Below are 21,132 nucleotides of genomic sequence, written 5' to 3' on the forward strand. Positions count from 1 at the left end.
ATATCTACGAACTGCGAAACGGAAGGACCCAATCGTGCTGTTGACGAATTCGATGCGCCGCAAGCTGGGCATCAACCTGGCTTTGGTGGTGCTGATGCTCCTCCTCTTCTCGGTCAGCAGCCTCCTGGGAATCGTCTCCTACAGGCGGATGGTGAGTGATCTCGCATTGAGTATCACCAACATCCCGCGACGCGACGAGTTAGTCGCCACGCTCACTTCGCTCGTCAAACCGCTGCAAGCCCCCATTCCTGGGCCGACAGCTCCGGTTTCCTCTCAAATCGACGCAGCCAAAGCACAATACCGCCACTTCGGACAGGTTTTCAGCGATGTCGAAGAACGCGTCGCCAACTTTCAGCAGCAGTGCCACAACTTGCCCGAAAGCCTGCGGCCGAGCTATCCCGAGGAGAGTTCGTACAACTCAATGTTTCTCACCGTCAAAAATCGGCTCGCCCAATTGCGGTCAGAACAGGACTTCGTCTTCGATCCGAGACTTCGCGCGGAATTCCATCACGATGTGATTCGAACCGTTGCGGAGCTAACTTCGATTGCCGAAAAACTCCCGGACCCGTCAAACCGACTCGGAGAACGACTCAAAGAAGCCAGCGAAGATTACAAGTTTCACTTCCGGATGGTCATGGCCACGGGACTCATCTCGCTGGCCCTCTTTTCACTTCTCAGCTACTGGACCTGGAAGTGGATTTTCGCCCCGATCCATCGACTGACCGTCGGAGTGGACAAAATTTCCAGCGGCGATTACGGCTTTCGGCTGCAGGTCGACACAACTTGTGAACTGTCTCAGATGGGACAAACGTTCAACAAGATGGCTGCCAAAATCGAACAAGACCAGCGAGACAAAGAACGCGAAATCGCCGAGCGAAGCAAACAACTGGTGCAGTCAGAACGACTCGCTGGGGCAGGGTTTCTCGCTTCGGGTGTGGCCCACGAAATCAACAATCCACTCACCGTGATCATGACCGCTGCCAGTGGTCTCGACCGACGCTTGACCGATGATGTCCTCAGTTCGATGTCCGACAAAGACCGAAAACGCGTCCACGACTACCTTCAGTTGATTCAGTCCGAGACGGAACGCTGCGAACGAATCACTAAGAAGCTGCTTGATTTTTCTTATGGAAGCGGCGACGAGCGGAATCTCTATGATGTCGTGGCTGTCGCTCAGGAAGTGGCTTCCATGGTCGGCCATCTCAGCAAATATCAGGATCGAACCGTCACTGTGAATCGAACGGAACCGTTACACGCCTGGGTGAATGGACCTGAAATCAAGCAGGTTGTTCTGAATCTCGTGGCAAACGGTTTGGATGCCTGCAGCTCTGGCGGTCGCGTTGATATTTCGATTGAAGAACTCGTCGACGATGTCCAAATCACGATCGCCGACAATGGAAGCGGAATGTCTCCAGAGCAACGCCAAAAGATCTTCGAGCCGTTTTTTACGACCAAGGAGATCGGAAAAGGAACCGGTCTCGGGCTCTCGATCACACACCGGATCGTTGCCGATCACTACGGAACTCTCGAAGTTGCCAGCGACGGGCCGGGACAAGGATCGACATTCACTCTCAGGCTCCCCAAACGGGAAGCACGTTCAAGCGCTGCTTAGAGCAAGTTGCACTTTCTTGTGCACTCGCTTAATGCACTGGCCTGAACGCATTTCATTCAATGGATGCGAGGAAACCGCCTCGATCGTGCGAACTCACGATCCAATTCTCGACGAAAACCAAGTCAGAAACTCCAGCGGAGATCCTGGCTCAGTCAATATGCTTTACTCGTCGATCTGGAAAGCCGCCTTGAGAAGTTGGTCCTGCTCAAACTTATGTGTTCGTGACGATCCCGTCGCAGGGCTGGCCGAAGCTGGTCGGCTGATTCGCTCGAACGGAAAACGTTTCAGGAAATGCTCTCCGAACCGGATTCGGAGAAAGCCCCACGCTCCCATGTTCGATGGTTCCTCCTGGACCCAGGCGACAGGAGTTCCATCAGCAATTGGGGCCAGAAGTTCGCGAATCCACTTCGTTGGGAATGGATACAACTGCTCGATCCGGACGATCATCGAATGTTTGTCCCCGATCTCCGCCCGACGTTCAATCAAGTCGTAATAGATTTTTCCGCTACAAAGAAGGATCTGTTTCACATCCTCAGGCTTGGGAGCTTCAGGATCGGGCAGAACGCTCCGGAATCGTCCTTCTGAAAGATCATCGAGGGACGAAACACACGCTTTGTGTCGAAGCAAACTCTTCGGAGTCATCACGATGAGAGGCTTTTTCCACTTTCGGAGAACCTGTCGACGAAGCAAATGGAAGAACTGTGCCGGAGTCGTCGGCTGGCAGACTTGAATATTGTCTTCGGCAGCCAGATTGAGGAACCGTTCCAGGCGAGCACTCGAGTGCTCCGGTCCCTGTCCTTCAAACCCATGCGGAAGAAGCATCACAAGACCACTCAGCCGGTCCCATTTGTCCTCCGCACTGGCGATGAACTGATCAATGATCACCTGAGCTGCGTTGACGAAATCGCCAAACTGTGCTTCCCAAACGACAAGACCTTCTGGACAGTCCAGGCTGTAACCGTATTCAAATCCGACAACGCCAGCCTCAGAAAGCGGGCTGTTGTGGAGATTCACATATCCGCGTTCGTTGATGATATTATTGAACGAGACGAATGCGTCGCCCGTTTCATGATCATAGAGCACTGCATGCCGGTGACTGAACGTTCCGCGACGGACATCTTGCCCACTCATTCTGAATGGTCGGTGTTCATCGAGGATCGAAGCGATAGCGAGGACTTCAGCACATCCCCAGTCGAGCGGCTGTTCTCCATCAGCCATCGCTCTACGTGCTTCAAGAATTCGTTGAGCTTTAGGATGCGGTCGGAAGCCCTCGGGAAGCTCAATGAGCCGATGGATTAACTGGCTCATCTTGTCTCGATCCATCCCGGTGATCGGAGAATCGGCTTCTTTCGCGGGACCACCGTGATAACCAGCCCAGATCCCGCCCCAGTGATCGACGCATCGAATAAAGTCGTCGCGGCGGGCCTCTGCCAACTCTGTTTCGAGTCGTTCGCGACGATCCTTTTCGATTTTCTCCGCTTCTTCTCGCGTCACTCCACGCAAGTTCAGCAAGCTGTTCATGTACCCTTCAAAGACTGTCGGGTGCTTGCGAATCTCTTTGTACATCACAGGTTGGGTGAATGACGGCTCATCACCTTCGTTGTGTCCCCGTCGTCGATAGCAATACATATCGATGACAACATCACGCTTGAACTTCTTGCGGAAGTCGAGTGCCAGATTGACGACCTGTGCGACAGCTTCGGGATCTTCTCCATTCACATGGAAAATCGGAATCTGCAGCATCTTTGCGATGTCAGTCGCATAAGTTGTTGACCGTCCCTCGCGCGGGGTCGTCGTGAATCCAACTTGATTGTTCACGATAATATGGATCGTCCCGCCGGTGCGATATCCTGCGAGTTCGCTGAGATTCAACGTCTCCTGAACAATGCCTTCCCCAGCGAATGCCGCATCCCCGTGAATCAGGATGACCGCCCCAAGTTCCCGTTTGAAATCGCGTGCCCGGTCCATCTTGGCTCTCATTCGCCCCTGAGCGACAGTATTCACAAACTCGAGGTGACTCGGATTAAAGCAAAGCGACAGGTGAACATTTTTCCCGAGCGAAGTTTCCCAGTTCCAACTGTAGCCGAGATGGTATTTCACATCGCCCCGACCGATTTGAAGCTCCGGATCCGCATCATCAAATTCTCGGAAGATGACGCGCGGACTCTTCCCCATAATGTTGGCAAGGACGTTGAGTCGACCGCGGTGTGCCATCCCGATGACAATTTCACGAACGCCCTGATTGCCGGCCTTCTCGATCGCCATATCGAGAAGAGGAATCAAACTCTCTGCCCCTTCGAGTGAAAAACTCTTGGCCCCCACAAATTTTCGAGCCAGAAACTCTTCGAAGACGACAGCATCCGCCAACCGCTGAAGAATTCGCAACTGCTCTGTGCGTTCGAGCTTAATGCGATTCCCGGTTTCTTCCATTCGCTGCGCGAGCCACAGACGCACTTGCAGACTATCGATATGAAAGTACTGAGCACCGATGCTTCGACAGTAGGTCTGTTTCAGCCAGTTGATGATTCCTCTTAATGTCCGCGTCGCTGGTCCGCCAACCCAGGACGTCGAGACTTCTCGGTCGAAATCGTCTTCGCCGAATCCGTAAAATGCAGGGTCCAATTCCGGTGGACTGGGACGCTCCGAACCGAGCGGGTCAACGGAAGCAAGAATGTGACCACGAACGCGGTAGTTCCGAATCAACTGGTCGAGACGTTCCTGACGGGCTGCTTCGTCCAGTTTCCCTGCCGGTCCCTGATAGGGAATATCCGTCCCGAGTCCCGGAGGATTGAACATCGATCTCGACGGAAACGGACTGGAAGACGTCCAGCCACCGCTGAGTCGATCATCTCCATTCTTGAGAGAATCGAAATACTCTCGCCATTCCACGTCGACCGAATTCGGATCGAGGAGATAACTTGAGAAGAGATCTTCGACGAAGGACAGGTTTTGGCTGCCGACGGAAACAGGTTGCGAACTCACGATGAACGCTCCAAATGGAGTCTGCAAAGGCTAAGCGAGCACTGCAGCGATTTTGGCCGCAGGTTTCTTAAATTCAATGCCGACATCAAACAAAAGAGATTGATTTTTCGGAATGAAGTTCAGGCCGAACGAGGGAGGCACAAAAGGGACATTCCGAATGACCATCACAGGACGAAAATAACTTGAAGACGACTCAGACCACTTCGTGTGGTCGAACGAACGGATTGCATGCACATTCACAGTAGCGGCACTTGTCCCGGAGATGGCTCCGGGCCTTTGCGAATCGGATTGAACAGGAGAACAGTCATCGAGTTCGTGATGTGTTCCGACAGAAATCGGGACCACTCCGCTCAGACAATCTTCTCACCGTAACGGTTCACCCCGACATTCGAAATGTGTTTGCTCGTAGGATTTCGTAAACCTTATTCAGAAAACTGCTCTAATTTCGGCGACCACTATGCATCCACAGCGACTTTCCGGAATTTTCACTCCCAATCTGGTTCCATTCGACTCGAACCAGAATATTAACGAAGCCGAGTTGCGCCGATATGTCGACTGGCTCATCGAACGAGGAGTTCACGGTCTCTATCCGAATGGTTCGACCGGGGAATTTACTCGATTCACCCCCGAAGAACGAAGACGGATTGTCAAGATTATCGCCGATCAGAACCGTGGACGGGTTCCCATTCTGGCAGGAGCGGCCGAAGCCAACGTCCGCGAAACAATCAAAGCGTGTGAATACTACTCCGATCTTGGAGTCCGCGCGGTCGCGATTGTCGCACCTTTCTACTACAAGCTGAGTCCTTCTTCCGTCTATGCGTATTTCCGCGAAATCGGCCAGAATACTCCGATCGATGTGACTCTCTACAACATTCCGATGTTCGCGAGTCCGATCGACGTTCCGACAGTCCAGCGGCTCAGCGAGGAATGTCCTCGAATTGTCGCGATCAAAGATTCTTCCGGAGAAATCCCTCACATGATCCGCATGATTCAGGCGGTCCGCCCGAATCGACCGGAATTCAGTTTCCTGACAGGCTGGGACGCCGCATTGATGCCGATGCTCCTCGTCGGCTGCGACGGCGGCACAAATGCTTCAAGCGGAGTTGTCCCTGAAGTCACACGAAAACTCTACGACCTGACAGTCTCTGGCCAAATCGAAGCTGCTCGGGAAATCCAGTACGACCTCGTCACTCTCTTCGACACGATGATTTATCAGGCCGAATTCCCCGAAGGATTCCGGGCAGCTGTCGAATTGCGTGGATTCCAGATGGGAAGAGGACGGCAACCGATGTCGACCGAACAACTGGAGGACCTGTCAACGCTTTCCAACACGCTCCAATGCCTGCTTTCTCAACATGGATTCACCGATCAGCCCGTGGGAGGCTGTCCCATTCCGCCCGGTGAGTCCTCCGCAAACGGTTCAGACGTCGGACAAATCGTGGGAACCGTTGTCGCAGAATTGAAAAGACGCGGCCTGATTTCGTGACGAAAGAACGCGAATTCTGCCAGTCGATCCTGTCGTCACTCCTAAATTCTGGAACGGCTTTGAATCGACTGGCATCTTCACGAATCTGACACTAACATCGCCGCTTGCATTTGGTCGTTTTCGTATTCCTTCACAGCTGCGGGACTGGTTCAGGATCATGCCCACCGTTACGTTCAAGAACCTGAAGAACAAGAAGATTGTCGTTCCAGAAGGTTCCAATCTGCGTCGTGAAGCCCATAAGAACGGCATTCCAATGCATTCTGGGGTTCACCAATATCTGAATTGCCACGGAAACGGCATGTGCGGCAGCTGCCGCGTGATCGTCAAGTCGGGCAGCGAACACCTGAAGCGAAAAACATGGTGGGAAAAAATCCTGCTCCTGCTCAACCCAATGTGGTTGTTCGCTCGGATTGGTCACGAACAAGACATGACCCTCGCCTGCCAGACACGCGTGAATGGCGATTGCGAGATCGAATCGACTCCACCGATGAACTGGAGCGGCGAGGAATTCTGGGTCTAACCCACTCGCACAGCTTCCGTCTCGTCACCCGAACTCGTTCCGTTGGATGACCGACACGCTGGCTCGCGAAAATCGCTTCCATTGCAGTTGAAACAGACTGATCGCTTATTGAGTGGTCAGTGCGTTGGTCAGCAATCCGTTCTCAATAAGAGAAACCGCCTGCCAGGCATCTTTGCGAGCTGTATTCAGCGAGAGCAAGACCTCAACGTACGACTGTTGCGCCGTTAAGAGCCCGAGATAGGACATCTCTCCACTTTTATAGAGTGTCTGAGCTGTCTCCAGATTCTCTTGAGAAAGTGGAAGAAGCTCGTTTTCGATCTGCTTCAGTGTCTGTACTGCGACTCCGTATTCTCGAAACGCTTCCACAAACTGTTCTCTTAGTGCCAGTTCGAGGCGTTTCGCTCGGAAGCTCGCCTGCACATAGTCGGCACACGCTGCTGCGACACGACCGGAATTTCGATTGTTGACCGGCAGCTCAAAACCAAACTGCAAATTCACGATCGTGTCGTAAGACGAATTGTCATACTGGACGCCGACTTGCGACTGGAGATTGGGAATCGGCTCGACCTGTTCACGCTGCACAGCCCACTGATGCCGGACCATTTCCGCCCGGGCTGTTTCAATCGCTGGGTGCCTGGCAATCGCTTTCGGAAGTTCGACTTCGAAGTTGAGATCCGGAACCGCTTCACTCAGCGAACCATCAACATGATCGAGATTGATCGGCTCGCCTCCCATCACCACTTCAAGAGCCCGCTTGGCTGCCAGGACCTGCGTCCCGGCATTCTGATGTCGAAGTTCGTTCTCTTTCAAACGAAGCTGTGCCTGAAGCAACTCACCTCGCCCAACCTGACCCGCCTGGACAAGCTGCTCAGTCAGAGAAACACCATCCTGAAGAATTGCTTCCATCACATGGAGAATTTCTTCCCGCTTTCTGGCTGCAAGCAGGTCATAAAACCGCTGGCGAACATCTCCGATCACACGAAGTCGCTGCACTTCAGTTTGCCAGCGAGCGGTCTCGACTTCCCATCCCCCGATTTGCCCGTTCAGCCCGAGCTTGTTCGCGGTGACAAACTCCTGCGAGTAATACACTCCCTGCATTCCGGCTCGTCCGTTGTCACCGATCTCCGAAGCCTGATATCCGACAGTCGGATTGGGCTTACGAGTTGAATTCCATCGCAACCCACGGAATCGATCCACAGTCGAACTTTTCTCGTGAATCGAAGGATGATGCTGAAGCGCAAGGGAAACCGCGTGATCCAACGTCAATGCGCCAGCGCGATCGGCTTCACTCCCCGGAGTCTCAACTTGATCATCAAGTGGCGGAATCGGGACGGCCAGATTCATCGCAATGTCATCGCCCCAGCAACTGCTGCCAATGGTCAATAATACGATCAGGCAATGAAACCGGTTCGTTCTCACGAATGACCTTCCCACGATATCGAATCCTTCGCGATGAGAGCATTTTCTGTTTTGGTGTGCACTCACTCGCACGAGCAAACTCAGCCTTTTAGCTGATGAAAAAGCTCAAGCGAGTGCACAGGAAAGAGCAACTTGCTCTAGCTGAAGACGACTGGCGACACCTTGCCTTTCGGGAGCAAAGGCCGCGGAGCCACTCGTTGAGAGCGAGACTCTTCAGATTGCATCGGTTGTATCAGTGCAATCAGCTGGTCCAATTCCCCGAATGCGAAGACTTCTGCCGACTGAATTCCACAATCGTTCGGCTTAACAAGACTTCACAAAATAGAGAAGACAGGAAGCATCGAGAGAGTTTTGAAGTCGATGTGCTCGAGACCAGAAGACACCCGAAAGTGAATCGCACCGGATCTGCGTGCGGAGCGAGGCTGCTCGACTCATTCTGCAGTTGCCTGTTGAGTTGCCTTGTGAAGATCGCGATCAGGAATTTAAGCCGATTTCTGAAGATTGGCTCAAGAATTCAGAACTCCTCCGAGTCGTCCTGTCCCGTTGTCCCGTCCGGATGCCCCGGCGACAGTGCGACTTCTTCCGCCTGAATGGCTCCATGCTGATCGAGTGACAAGCGATAGACTTTGTCCGCGTACTGCTCGAAACTCTCCGGGTCGTGATGACTGATCATCAGGACCTGAAATCCCAAAGCTTGCCCCGCCTCGTAAACCATTTTCACAAGCCTGGGAACGAGATCCGGACGCAGCCAGCAGTCCTGCTCGTCAAGCACCAGAAACCGCCTGTGCTCCTTCTGATCGAGGGTCATCATCGCAAACATTCGCAGCCCGACACTTAATATGTTCGCGACAGAACCTCCCTGCCCGTTCATGATGCTCTCTTCGTTTCCTTCGCGTTCGATGTAGAAATCGACAGAGGCTTTTCCCCGTTTGAAATCGGACCGAGCCCGGAAGCAAACTGCCTGATCCAGAATCTCCTGAAGGGCGATCGTCAGTTTCTCTTGAACCAGACCGAGCATCTTGTCAAACAATTGCTGGTTCAATGCTTCAAGGGCCGCTGTCACATCGTCGGAGAGTTCGAGAACGCGATTCACGTCCTGAAGCTGCTCGCTGACCTGTTTCGATCGTCGTTCGGTTTCGCTCCGCCGATCGATCAGGCGATCGACACGACGCCGAATGCCTTGAAGCACCTTGCTGTCAGAAGGCCCGTCGTCTTCGAAATTTGAAATGTGTGATTCCATTACTCGCTCGCGTCCGCGTCACTCACCCCCAAGGAACGCTCCGAATCGGTTTCAACCTTCGCAAGATCGGTTTCGATCCCTTCGAGCAGTGTCTGGTAGTCTCGCCGCTTTCGTTCGTTCTCAGCGGTGAGTTCCTCGAGCTTGCTGCGAAGTTCTTCGAGATCGTCTGTGCCGTACTTCTCAAGTGCCTCCTTCTTCAGCTTCTGGAGTTCACTTTGAGCGTTGGTCAGGTTCGTTTGCGTTGCGATCTTCTTCTCATGCAGAACCTGGTAGCGACTCTGAAGTTCTTCGATCGTCTGTTGATCCGTATCTGCCATTTCACTTCTCTCCCTCTGTCACAGCCTTCGCGAGATCCATAATCTCTTCTGCCACCTGTGGACTGAATTGTTTGACGTTCGATTCCAGAAATTCGATCAACCCGGCCCCGTCGTCGGTTCGACGCGCCTGCAGTTCGGCGAGACCAGACACGAATGCTGACCGAGTCTCGTTGCCAACCGCTTCAATCACCGCTTCGTGGAAAACTTCCTCGAATGGTTCATGAGGAATTGCGATTCTTTCCAGGTGATACTCAGCCTCATCAAGACGCAGCTCCAGAACCGATGGAACGTGCTCGCGACAAGCATCACTTCGTGATCTTCGACTGATGTTACCGGGGGTGATCCACGACGTTCCCCCCTTGACGACTGTCTCCAGATTCCGATGGATATGCCCATTGATAATCAAGTCGATCCCATCAATCGACCGCGGTTTGACTCGCCCCTCATCGTACCCGGGAATGAGGATATCGTGGTGCGTGACCCACACAACAACCGGGCTTCCATCCGCTTTCATCCTCTCGCAGTGCGGAGCGGAATCGAATGTCTTCGGAATTTTCTGTCGGTAAGACGAACCGGCAATCACCAACGGTCGACCTGCGACCTTACCAACCCATGGCTCGTCTCCGCTGATCAGTTTGAGATGTCCGGAATTGACAAGAAGGCTGAGCGAGTCATCGTCAGTCAACTCGGGTTGATAGTGAACATCATGGTTCCCGTAAACCGTGAGAATTTCGCCGGTGAGCAGTTGGAAAAGTTGGTTCAGCAACCAGTTCGAGTTGTCTCGAGGCTTATCGAACAAGTCGCCCAACAGAACCGGAATGAGCTTGTTCTCACGCGCATAATCCAACGACCAGCGAAGCTTCTCCAGAATGACTTCGGGATAATTGTCCTTCCGAAAACCGGGCTGTCGGCTTTCGAGATGCGGATCCCCGATGAATAACGCCCCGTTCCATTCTTCGATCGACATCATCCCCTCCCCAAGCTGTGAGCCTGACGAATGGCCTTTTCCGGATCGATATTCCCTCCACAAACAGGACACGTCTGATCAAGCGCCAGATCGTGAATGGACGCTTCAACGACACCCATCTGATCCTCGATTTCAACCATCTTCGCATTGAGTTCTTCGGCGCGCGTCTGCTGTTCTTCCAACTTCGAAATGATCTCACAGATGCTGTCGACGGTCGGAATTTCCGGAGGAGACGCAAGCTCCTGAAATTGTTCCTGCCGGGCCAACTCGAGATCAACTCTTTCGACCGCAGTGGTCATTCTCTCGACAACTGCCCGCAAGTCATCACAGGAGGTCCACTTCGGGGGTTCAAGATCTCCGATCGAGCTCAATTGAGCTTCACTGGCAAGACATCGGCGATCGGCATCTTCAATGCTTTGAATCAGTTGATTGAGTCGTTCGGTGTCTTCAAGGCGGGGTGGTCCATCGAGCTGGTTGAGGCACTCCCGGGTCGACTCGTGGCGTTGAATCGAGAATTCAAGCTTCTCGCAAGAACTCAGGACGTGACTCAGTGTGTCGACATCAAAGAGTTCCGGCGGAGATGTCAGCGGACTGAGGGAATCAAGCTGTCCGCCATGCAGAACCAGCTTCTGAGAAATCGTTGCCAACCCAACGGTCAACTCGTCGAGTCGACTCGTCTCTTCCAGCTTCGGCGGTGTTTCAAGTTTATGAAGGACACTCGCTCTTCGTGAGTGAAACTCCGATTCGGTCTGGGCGTGAGCGATTTCATCGACAAGTTCCGTGAAGGAATCCGCTTCTGCCTGACTTTCAAGCCATTGTGAATAAAGCTTCTCGACTTCGACGGTTCGCTCTTCAATCAACAACGCGGGCTTGAGAACTTCCAACTGCAGCGTGCAGTCTTCGAGTTCTTTCTCCAACCGTCCCTTATCTTTCTTGGCGAATCGGACGCGGTCCTGATGAACCTGCTGCATCTCAAGAAGACGGCTCACATCCGAAGAGGATGCGAAAAACTGTGCCGCTGATGAGCCGGTTTTATCGAGCAGGAAAATCGGAGACTTCTGAGCCCCGAAGTGAATGTCGAAGGCTTCGTTTCCGTCGTTGTTGACCTTGCCAAGCCTCAACGCAGTGTTCAGTTCCTCGGACCCTCCGCCCGCCCGAATTCGGTCGAAGCGTTGACCATCAATCACATAGTGCGAGGAAGTCTTGCTTCGCGACCACGTCACTTCGTGACCGTCGTCCGTTGTGATCGTCACTGAACACGATTTCGCTCCATGACGGATCGCGTAATTCGACCCGCGCGTGTTGTCGCACAACAACTGCAGCGCAGCCACGATCGCACTCTTGCCGACATTATTCGGCCCGGTCAACACCGTCAGCCCCTCCGCCGGTTCAATGACGGTGTGCCGATGCGACATGAAATCGGTCAACTCGATGCGAGTGATCATGAAACAACCTGTACTTGCGTCCACTCCCAAAGACGATACTCAACAGCCCGATGAACTTCCAGAGATCAGCCCGAGAAGCTTTGGCATTTTCGCGACCTGATCAGCCTCGAACGGCATGCCCGGTCCATCCAGTCACCATCTTAGCGTTGAGACACCGGACATCGAAGTGGCCAAGTGTTCTCGTCGTCACGGAGTGAACGGTTGCCCTTTCTTTGAACGCAGCCCTTTGAAGACTACATAAAAAAACCGCTGTGCCGTCCAGATTGACGACACAGCGGTCCGAGTCTTTTTCAGAGTCTTGTTAGCGGTTAGAGCATTCTCTGTTTTGATGTGCACTCACTCGCACGAGCAAACTCAGCCTTTGAACTGATGAAAGAGTTCAAGCGAGTGCACCGGAAAGAGCAACTTGCTCTAGAAGCTACCCCATCCGAATGGGAGTTCGCCGATTCCGGCTCCAAGATTCACGGTATCGCCGAAGCTGTCCCCGTTGTTGAATCCTGCAGTCGTTGAACCTGCTGAGACTCGGAATGTGCTGTCACCGACGCCTGAGTACAGGAATGTGTCGGAAGCACCTGTCGCTGCTGGAATCGCAAACGCTCCGGAGCGAGAAGCCAGTCGTTGTGCATTTCGCAAGCGAGTTCCGCTTGTGAACGGTCCAACAGTCGGCTGAGTATCTGTTCGCGACTTGAAGACCGATTCGTCGTTGTTGAACGATGCACCCGCCCGGACGATGTCGATGTCATCCCCGGTGTTTCCGGTGAAGACGAGATCGATTCGGGAAAGTGGATCTTGAACGAAACTGGTCACGTTGAAGGTCGCAGCATCCCAGGTTCCAGCTGTTGTCGCTGGAGTTGTCGTTGAGACGAACGATTCGATGAGAACATCTGAACCGGGTTGACCGATGAACGAGCTGTTCGTCACGTTGGCCAGAACTCCACCACGTCCAGTCAAGTTGCCGGCTCCGTCGCTGACGAATCCACCATTGTTGCTGAAGTCAGTGGTCGCTCCACTGGTTCCGATTCGCATGACCAAACCGCTTCCGGAGAATCCGCTGTTCAACCCATTGTCCATGACAATGTTGTTGTCGAAGTCAAATTCCAGAATTGGGTTCGCCATCGGATCGCCAGCAGCAGCCATGGCAGCTGTCGCGAGTGCGTCAGCGGACTGTGCCAGGTCGGCGGTGTTCACAACGTAAACACCTTCGAGGTTGTTCCCCTCAACGAGGCTGTTGGTGATGGCCACGTCTGCTGTGGTTGTGCCACGAACCAGCAGGTCGATTCCACGTCCACCGTTTTCACGGAAGGTGTTGTCGTCGAGGTTCGCGGTCAGGTTTTGACCCGGTTCGGAAATCATCTGGAGAGCGTCTCCCCCGTTCATTTCCAACATGTTGTTGGAGATTGTGTGAGTTCCACCAACAATTGACACTCCCTTGTCTGCATTGAGACTCATGGTGTTGTCTGTGATGGTGTGTGTTCCTCCGACAAGAACAACTCCGTCGGCATCGTTCGAATCAATCGAGTTCCCCGAGATCGTCGAGTCCACTCCGACGAGGTTCGTGATACCGTTCGTTCCGTTGCCATCGATCGAGTTGTTGAGAATGTCAATTCGGCCTCCGGTGTTGCCCACCAGAATTCCGCTTTGTCCATTTCCGTCGATCGTGCTTCCGGAGACGAGAACGTCCCGACCGGTGTTCTGGGTTCGAAGTCCGTTTCCGGCGTTGTTGCTGATGTTCATGTCCACGAACTCGAAGTTCACGTCCACATTCATCGCGGTGATTCCGTCTCCGTTGTTACCCGAAGTCGATCCACCAGTGATCGTGATCGTTTCACCAGGGTTCAGTGATTCCGCGTTGAAGCGGATTCCGCCCAGCTCATTGTTATCGATCACGTTGTCTTCAAACGTCAGTTGATGCGTGGCGTTGACATCAATTCCGTAACCCCCGTTGAAGAGGATATCGTTGTCGATAAAGTCCGCTTCAATTGATGGAGCATCATCCATCGACACGGTGACCTGATTCAGCTCAACACCGTCTCCGCCGTTGTTTTCGATCTGGTTGTCTGCAACGAGAGCGTCGATGGTTGCATCGAATTGAGCTTCCATTGCCAGACCGCGACCGACGTTCTGAGACATGATGTTCTGAACAATCGAGAACTCATCTGTCATGTCACCCTGTGAAGCGACAATGTCGATCCCGTCACTCAGGTTCGAGTTGAAGACAGAGTTGGTGATTGTCACATTGTCGACGACAGCTGATCCGAATCGCTCGAACCGAAGTCCGTCGACATTGTTCAGCGTCGAATCGACATTCTGAATCGTTGGGTTCACCAGCGAGGCACTCAGGTCACTGCTGATCAGAATCCCTGATCCCGTGTTTCCTGAGAAGGTCGTGTTCGCCACGGTCTCATCGCCGATTGTCAGGTTTGGAGCCGACGCATTGTCGGTCAAGCGAACGGCAAGTCCTTCCGCTCCGAAGTCAGGATCTGAACCACTTCGTGTCGAGCTGATATTGGTATTGGTAATGCGAAGATCTCCGGTCGCGTTCTGTGACAGTGAGATCCCAATCCCTGCGTCCACGTTGTTCGTGATCACGTTCAGGTCCGTATCTTCGCTTCCAGCACCTGCATCGAAGACCACGTTTGTGTTGTCTTTCGCATCGATACGAAGACCGAACGAGTTGTTCCCGTCGAGGTTGTTGCGGGAGAAGTCATTCACTTCGATCGAAGCAGAGTCCGAAAGGTCGAGACTGATTCCGCGATCCCCATGGAAGGCGATCGTGTTGTCGGTCATCGTGGTGACCATCGACTCAGTTCCATCGAGAGCGATGTTGATTCCGCGACCACCATTCGATCCGAAGGTGTTGCCGGTGAATTCGAGTTCAATCGTATTCCCGTTGGTCGTTGGATTCAGCATTCGGAAGGCGTCACCGTTGGCGTGATCAGTAATCACGTTTCCGGAGACAACTCCGCCGGTCAGATCACTATTGGTCAGACCAATGTTGATTCCGTGACCTTCGTTCATCTGAAGCGAAGCCAATGCTTCTGCACCAACTGCGAGTGCTGGCATGTCACCATACAGTGCTTCGAGGTTATCCATGTCAGCCACAACGCTGTCAGGACGCATGACGATTTCGTCATCTGCCTCGACACTGGCTGAACCGCCTGTGACGGCTGCCAGAACTGCTGGCGATGGATAGGTGTCCGCAACGTTTGGATCGACGACGTACCCGATGTCGGCAAGACTTTGAATCGTCAGCTCGCTCAACGGATTCGGCACACCATCGTTCAAGTATCCGGTCATCAACTCATTATCGAAGACAGATTCTCGCCAGTGCGATTCAACAGTTCCAGCACCACCGATGTTTTCAAGCGGCACGCTTGTTTCAGTCAGACCGAACAGTGAGTTGTAAGCATCGATCGTATTGGTTCCGGTGAACCGTGGATCGTTCGTTCCTGAACCGGAAACAAGACCAAGGTTGTTCCAGATCGTTCCAATTCCGAGAACGTGCCCCATCTCGTGCAGGATGATTTCATCCAGTTGACCGGCTGCTTCGCGATCAGCGAGGTCAGCTGTGTCGAACTGCATGACTCCCTGGAACGGCAGGAAGCTTCCGCCTCGCAGACCAGTCGGACCAGCTTGTCCGAGAATTCCGTTGACACCATCGATTGGAATTCCAGAAGCGTCAATGACCAGATCATCGATGAGTCCGACATCCAGAAGGTCTTCGGTAATGATCTGTTCCCATCGAAGCTCTGCCTGTTGGAAGAGAAGCTGCTGACTTGGAGTCAGACCACCTGAGAAGTTCACGATGATGTCGAATTCATTCGCAGGAGTGGGCATCAATGTTCCCATTCCGTTGTTTTCAATCAACAGACCGTTGATGTCGGAGTTGTCCATTTGCAGACTGATTCCGTCACGGCCGTTCATGTTGATATCAGCATGATCAACGATTTCGAGGTTGGTGACTGGCGAATCAACGAAGTCCAGAAGAATTCCGTCGCTGCCGTTGCTCATGACGCTGTTCATCGCCATTCGCATGTCATCCAGTCGCGATCCGTCAAACTCGAGGACAATTCCTCCACTCAAGTTGCTGCTGACGTTGTTCAGCTCAATCGTTCCTCCGTTCAGACCACCGACATCGCTGTCAGTTGCTGAGATCGAAATTCCGCGAGCGTTGTTGGACTCAACATCGTTCTCCGAGATGTTCAGAGATTGAATGTGTGATCCGTTTCCGGCGTTCAATTGGAAACCGTCTCCACCGTTTCCGACACCGGACAAGTCTCCACCGATCGATCCATCGCGAGAGAAGAAGATGTAACGACCGTCATGCATCGACTCGAGGCTGTTCTGAACCAGACTTGTCGCTGCGGGACCACTGTCGAGGAAGGCACCGTTCACACCTGATCCAGCAAGCTCGAATGAGGTGTCCACACCGTTGGAGTAACCAACCCGTGCGGAATCTCCGCCGAGACCGAATGCATCAGAACCACTGGCTTCGCCAGCTTCCCAGAGAATCTCGCCATAGTTGAACTCGATATCGAAGTCACCCGGTCGAATATCTGATCGGTCGACCAGGACCAGTTGGAACGAGTTCGTCGGAAGTCCGTTGTTTGTGCCTGTCACAGAGAAGTGACGCACGTCGAGCCAGTTGACGCCGAATGCCTGTCGGCCATTCACGACGCCTTGACCGAATGTGACTTCGCCAGACATGGCACCCGTCGAGTCAGCACGCGTATCAACATCCGCGAAGAACGGAGCGATGATCTGTCGGCTTGTGTCTTCCAATCCGAATGGAGTGAACGTTCCAAGCGGAGCATCAAAGGTGATGTTTCCGTTGTTGTTGACGAAGGCCGAATCGAAGAGCTGTCCGAAGAAGTTGGCATCGAAACCGAGAGGAATCAGGCCGGTAGACAGGTCATCGTTCGCAGCCAGCGTGTTGAAATCGAATCCGTTTCGGATCAGTGGCAGCGAATCGTCGATTGGAGTCGAAGGATTCGCGGTCGATCCAGGAAGAATTCCGAAGGTGTTCCCCACGACATTCAGGTTCTCGATGGGAGTATTGTCGAGATCCATTCGCATTCCGTTTCCAGTATTCACGGATGCGACGCTGTCGAGGATGTTCAAATTCGTGACCGAGCTGTCCGTCAGATCGATGTGAATTCCGTCAAACATGTTGAGGGTACTCACAACGTCTGCAAGTTCGAGAGTCTCGATCGTCAGGTTGGAACCAGTGATATCGAGACCGTGTCCGAAGTTTCCGGAAGTCTCGAGGTCGCTGACATTCAGACCCGCAACGGTGACAGTCTGAGTCAGAGTCGTGACATCGATATCACTCATGAGACCGACATTGTCCAACACAAGATTGAACCCGTCTCCGAGGTTTCCGGATGTTGTCGTCGTTCCGCTGTCGCTGTTCACGTCAACAGCCAGATTGGTGACATCCGTCGCTTCGACTGAGATCCCGTGACCGTTGTTTCCATCAATATTTCCGGAAACCTGGACCGCGAGTTGATCAATGTCCGCTCCGGTCACGCTGACACCGCTTCCGTTGTTGCCGGAAACGTCGTTTGGTCCGGTCATGATCAACGCAGCCATGGTGTTAGCTCCGGTGGCGTTCAACTCGACACCGTTTCCGTTGTTGCCGGTGATCTCCATGTTTCCAGTGTCGTCGGTGCTCGACAACAACTCTCCGATGAAGGCTCCTCCGTCTGCAACGTCCACCGAAATCCCGGCTCCGCTGTTGGAGTCAACGAGTGTGTTTTCGATGCTGATGCTCGACGTTGAGCCCGCACCACTCACTTGCCCCTGAATTCCGCTCAAGCTTCCGCTTTGCCCGTTGTTGGCAAAGGTGCTTGTCGTATCCAGAATTGTCAGGTCGCCGCCAGAAATTGCTTCGAAGGCAAGCCCTTCTTCACCGTTGTTCTGAACAAGCATTTCTGACGAAGTGACGTGCAGCTCTCCGTTCGATGTCGCTTCAAGATTGAAGCCTTTCTCAGCATTTGTGGCTGAGGAAACCGTATCGAGATTCAGATCGATGCGGCCGTTGTTGCGAGCTGTCGCTGTCAGACCGTCACCGGATGTTGCGTTCACCTGTCCGTTGTCGTTGAGTCCGACATCAGTCAGGTTGATCATGGTGTGTGTGTTTGCACCGTTAGTGTCGACGCTCAACCCATCTTCACCACTGAACGAGAGTGAACCGTCGCTGTAGTCGAAGACAAGTGTTCCCCCTGCGGAGTTGGTGAACAATGCCCCTTCTTCACCCGAACCCGTTGCAGGAGCCCCGGAAATTTGAACCATGGCTGTTGAGCCGATTCCGCTGACAGTTCCCTGAAAAGCGTTCCCCAGGTTGTTCGAGAAATCGTTGACCGAGTCCTCTGCTGTTGCAGCACTCAGAGTCGCTCGTGATGTGACATCAAACTGGAAACCGTCCATGCCGTTTCCGGTCGCCTGAACACCGTCCAGAACGATCATCCCCGTCGCACCATTTCCGGCGATCTGATAGTCGAGACCATCGCCACCATTTCCCTCGAGCGTTGTGTCCACCAACATCAGATCGAGAATGGAACCCGTTCCGCCCGAAGTCAATCGGGCGTCAATTCCGTCACCGGCGTTGTCATTGATCGCAACGTCATTAAACAACACGCCAACCTGTGAACCACCACCGACTGACTGAACAGTCACACCGGTCGAGTCTCCATTCGAGATCGAACCACGGATCCAGTTGACCTGCAGCTCGCCTTCGTTGTCTGATCGCAAGATGACGTTTCCGTCGCTCGCAAGGTTGTCCGCTGTGACATCGGTGAAGTTAACGTCAACCATGGAGTTCCCACCGGCTTCCACGTTAACAGCACTGTTTCCGGAGTCATCAAACGTTCCGTTTGTGAAGTTCGCAACGACGTTCGATTGGTTATTCACCATCATGTCGAGACCATCTTCACCTGATCCCGAAGCGTCGAAGTTCAGGAAATCAAGATTCGCGGTACTATGGTTTGTGACCGAACCGGCAATCGCATTGTCGATGCTGCCCGACATGTCCACGTCTTCGAACAGAGAGTTCAACGTGGAACCGGACGCGACGACAAATTCAAAGGCATTGTCTCCCGCTTCAACGAGTGAAGTCGGATCGACAATCAGATCAAGAATTGACTCGTCGAGAACAGTCGTGGCGATGTTGTCGTCACCGTTGCGATCGATCGTCGAATCGAGAATCGCAACTCCGAAGTCTGATCCATCCCCTGCAACGATTTGAACACCGTCGGCTCCGTTGTCGCTGGCATCAAGGCCAGTCGCGATGACGGAACCTGTCGCGTCGCTCAGCAGAATTTCAACCCCGTTTCCATCGTTGTTGCTGACAACAACGCCATCGAGTGTCGCAGACAGGTCAGCACCGAATCCGGCGAGACCCAATCCTGTTCCCGTTGTTCCGGAAACGTTGACGTCGTCGATATCAGCCAGCAAGTCGCCGGAATCCCCAACAAACGCGACTCCTGTATTTCCACCTGTGACTGTGACGTTGTCGACATCGAGAGCAAGTGGCTGATCAGGTGCCGTGAAGATGTAGGCACCAATTCCGTCGTCTCGCAACTGAAGATCGATATTGGAAAGTGTTCCAAAGCCAGATGCGTTTTCAATGATGATTCCATCGAGAACATCATCGCTGGAAACGGAATCAATCAGGAAGTTCTCAACACCGTCTCCTGCAATTCCTGTCATGCCTCGCAACTGGAAGCTGCTGACCACGTTGTTATTTGCGAGAGAAATGATCGGCAGAAGATCCGTCCCTTCACGAAGGATCGGAGCGGCTCCAGTCGAATCGAATGAATCTGGAAGCGGAATGACTCCCAGTTCTTCGGTGTCGATGAAGTGCTGAAGCCCTTCCCCGAACATCTGCTGATTGTCGAGCAAAGCGATGTTTCCGAGTGTCTCACCTGATCCCCGTCGAACGAGAATCAAGTCAGCATCGTCGGCTGTTCCTGGCAATTGATCGAAAGGATTCTCAAAGGACCCGTTTCCGCTCGAGCCATTCGTATTGTCGACCCAAACAATATCGATGGCGTTGCTGGTTCCAGGATTGCTGAGAGGAACGACGACGTCTTCTGTTTCAACAGTCGTTTGAATCGGCCAGACACGTCGAACCTGATCGTATCGGCGATCCGCCATCAACCCGGATTCGAAGCGGGTCGGCATGGTTCCTCGGAAGCGAACTTCGACTCCCAGGTTCACGTTTGTTCCGAACTCATCATCTTCGCTGACGACGAGGTTCAGATTCACACCTTCCATGAAGCGTGCTTCTGCACGTCCTCGGAAACCGACGGTTGAATCATTGTCGTGAGAAAGCTGATAGATCCCCGCATAGCCCCGAAGCCAATCCATTGCTCCCGGGACAGGTCCCCCTGCTTCCAGATCCCAACCGGCGAGACTTCGTTCAATCCGTCCGGTCGCATCGACAACAATGTTGTTGCCGCTGAAATAAGGATTGTCGCTGAAGCCCGAGACAGCGAGCATGTGTGACTCGTCGCCGACTGGAATGTAACCGTTCGCCCGAATGTCAAAGAACGGACTGAGATACTCAAGTCCGGTCGTGAACTGTCGATAGCGGTTTTCGTAGCTGGTTTCGTAATCATCAAACCAGCCATGAATTCCGATCAGGCCGTTTCGCATGGGAGTTCGATAACCACCCCCAACGTTGAAACCGACCTGACCACCGTCTGTGATCAACGCATGCAGCTCACCAAAAATGTGATCCGCACCCGGTTCCCAAAGTCTCGTTCGAACCCCGATCCGGGAGTATCCGTCATCGAAACCGGGACCATCCCCGATCATTTTCTGGAAGAGAATATAATTCCCTCCGTCGCTCGATAGGGCCATTGATCCACTAACATCGTCCAGAAAAACAACACCCCCATCGGATGTGGTGATCTGATCTTGTCCCTGAGCAGCATCAAACGTGCTCCAGGGTAGTAGACAAAGGCAAAGCAGGCCGACTCGCCGAGTCCATTGCATGAGTCTCTCCAACATCCGCTTGCAGGTAAAATTCTTCAGTTGATCCATCCGTCCCGAAAAGAGTGCCCCGGCACCGCTTCGAGCCCGATAGTGACACGCTTGCTTCCGCGTTGCTGACACATTGCTTGATCCGTCAAGCAGGTG

The 21,132-nt window shown here is 53.2% G+C and carries 10 protein-coding genes; 3 read left to right on the forward strand and 7 right to left on the reverse strand.

Going from position 1 to position 21,132, the window contains the following annotated elements; translation table 11 throughout:
* Positions 1-34: 34 nt before the first annotated feature.
* Positions 35-1,612 (forward strand): sensor histidine kinase, encoded by a 1,578-nt coding sequence (locus tag KOR42_RS09695; RefSeq protein ID WP_146509203.1) that lies wholly within the window; start codon positions 35-37, stop codon positions 1,610-1,612.
* 162 nt (positions 1,613-1,774) lie between these two features.
* Here KOR42_RS09695 and KOR42_RS09700 read toward each other — a convergent pair whose 3' ends face one another.
* Entirely contained in the window at positions 1,775-4,594 is a 2,820-nt protein-coding gene (locus KOR42_RS09700) for a 2-oxoglutarate dehydrogenase E1 component (protein WP_146509205.1), read from the reverse strand.
* Positions 4,595-5,051: 457 nt separating this feature from the next.
* Between KOR42_RS09700 and KOR42_RS09705 the strand changes: the two genes are divergently transcribed.
* Together KOR42_RS09705 and KOR42_RS09710 are read left to right on the forward strand one after the other, a co-directional pair.
* Positions 5,052-6,080 carry a dihydrodipicolinate synthase family protein gene (locus tag KOR42_RS09705; protein ID WP_146509207.1) on the forward strand — a complete coding sequence of 343 codons (1,029 nt, stop codon included), beginning with the start codon at positions 5,052-5,054 and terminating at the stop codon, positions 6,078-6,080.
* Positions 6,081-6,237: 157 nt separating this feature from the next.
* Positions 6,238-6,600, forward strand: a complete 363-nt coding sequence (locus KOR42_RS09710) for a 2Fe-2S iron-sulfur cluster-binding protein (protein ID WP_146509209.1) — start codon at positions 6,238-6,240, stop codon at positions 6,598-6,600.
* A gap of 105 nt (positions 6,601-6,705) precedes the next feature.
* Here KOR42_RS09710 and KOR42_RS09715 read toward each other — a convergent pair whose 3' ends face one another.
* From KOR42_RS09715 to KOR42_RS09740, 6 genes are all read right to left on the reverse strand, one after another.
* Complete coding sequence (locus KOR42_RS09715) at positions 6,706-8,034, reverse strand: TolC family protein (protein WP_146509211.1); 1,329 nt, start codon at positions 8,032-8,034, stop codon at positions 6,706-6,708.
* A 499-nt stretch (positions 8,035-8,533) separates the two neighbouring features.
* Positions 8,534-9,259, reverse strand: a complete 726-nt coding sequence (locus tag KOR42_RS09720; protein WP_197441020.1) for a P-loop NTPase family protein — start codon at positions 9,257-9,259, stop codon at positions 8,534-8,536.
* Entirely contained in the window at positions 9,259-9,576 is a 318-nt protein-coding gene (locus KOR42_RS09725) for a hypothetical protein (protein ID WP_146509213.1), read from the reverse strand. The genes KOR42_RS09720 and KOR42_RS09725 overlap by 1 nt, the downstream gene beginning before the upstream one ends.
* A 1-nt stretch (position 9,577) precedes the next feature.
* Positions 9,578-10,543 carry a metallophosphoesterase gene (locus KOR42_RS09730; RefSeq protein ID WP_146509215.1) on the reverse strand — a complete coding sequence of 322 codons (966 nt, stop codon included), beginning with the start codon at positions 10,541-10,543 and terminating at the stop codon, positions 9,578-9,580.
* Positions 10,543-11,988 carry an AAA family ATPase gene (locus KOR42_RS09735; protein ID WP_146509217.1) on the reverse strand — a complete coding sequence of 482 codons (1,446 nt, stop codon included), beginning with the start codon at positions 11,986-11,988 and terminating at the stop codon, positions 10,543-10,545. The genes KOR42_RS09730 and KOR42_RS09735 overlap by 1 nt, the downstream gene beginning before the upstream one ends.
* A gap of 411 nt (positions 11,989-12,399) precedes the next feature.
* A complete protein-coding gene (locus KOR42_RS09740; RefSeq protein WP_146509218.1) occupies positions 12,400-21,108 on the reverse strand; it encodes a right-handed parallel beta-helix repeat-containing protein in 8,709 nt (2,902 codons plus the stop codon).
* Between the last annotated feature and the right edge of the window lie 24 nt (positions 21,109-21,132).

Source organism: Thalassoglobus neptunius (genome assembly GCF_007859735.1).
Taxonomy (GTDB): domain Bacteria; phylum Planctomycetota; class Planctomycetia; order Planctomycetales; family Planctomycetaceae; genus Thalassoglobus; species Thalassoglobus neptunius.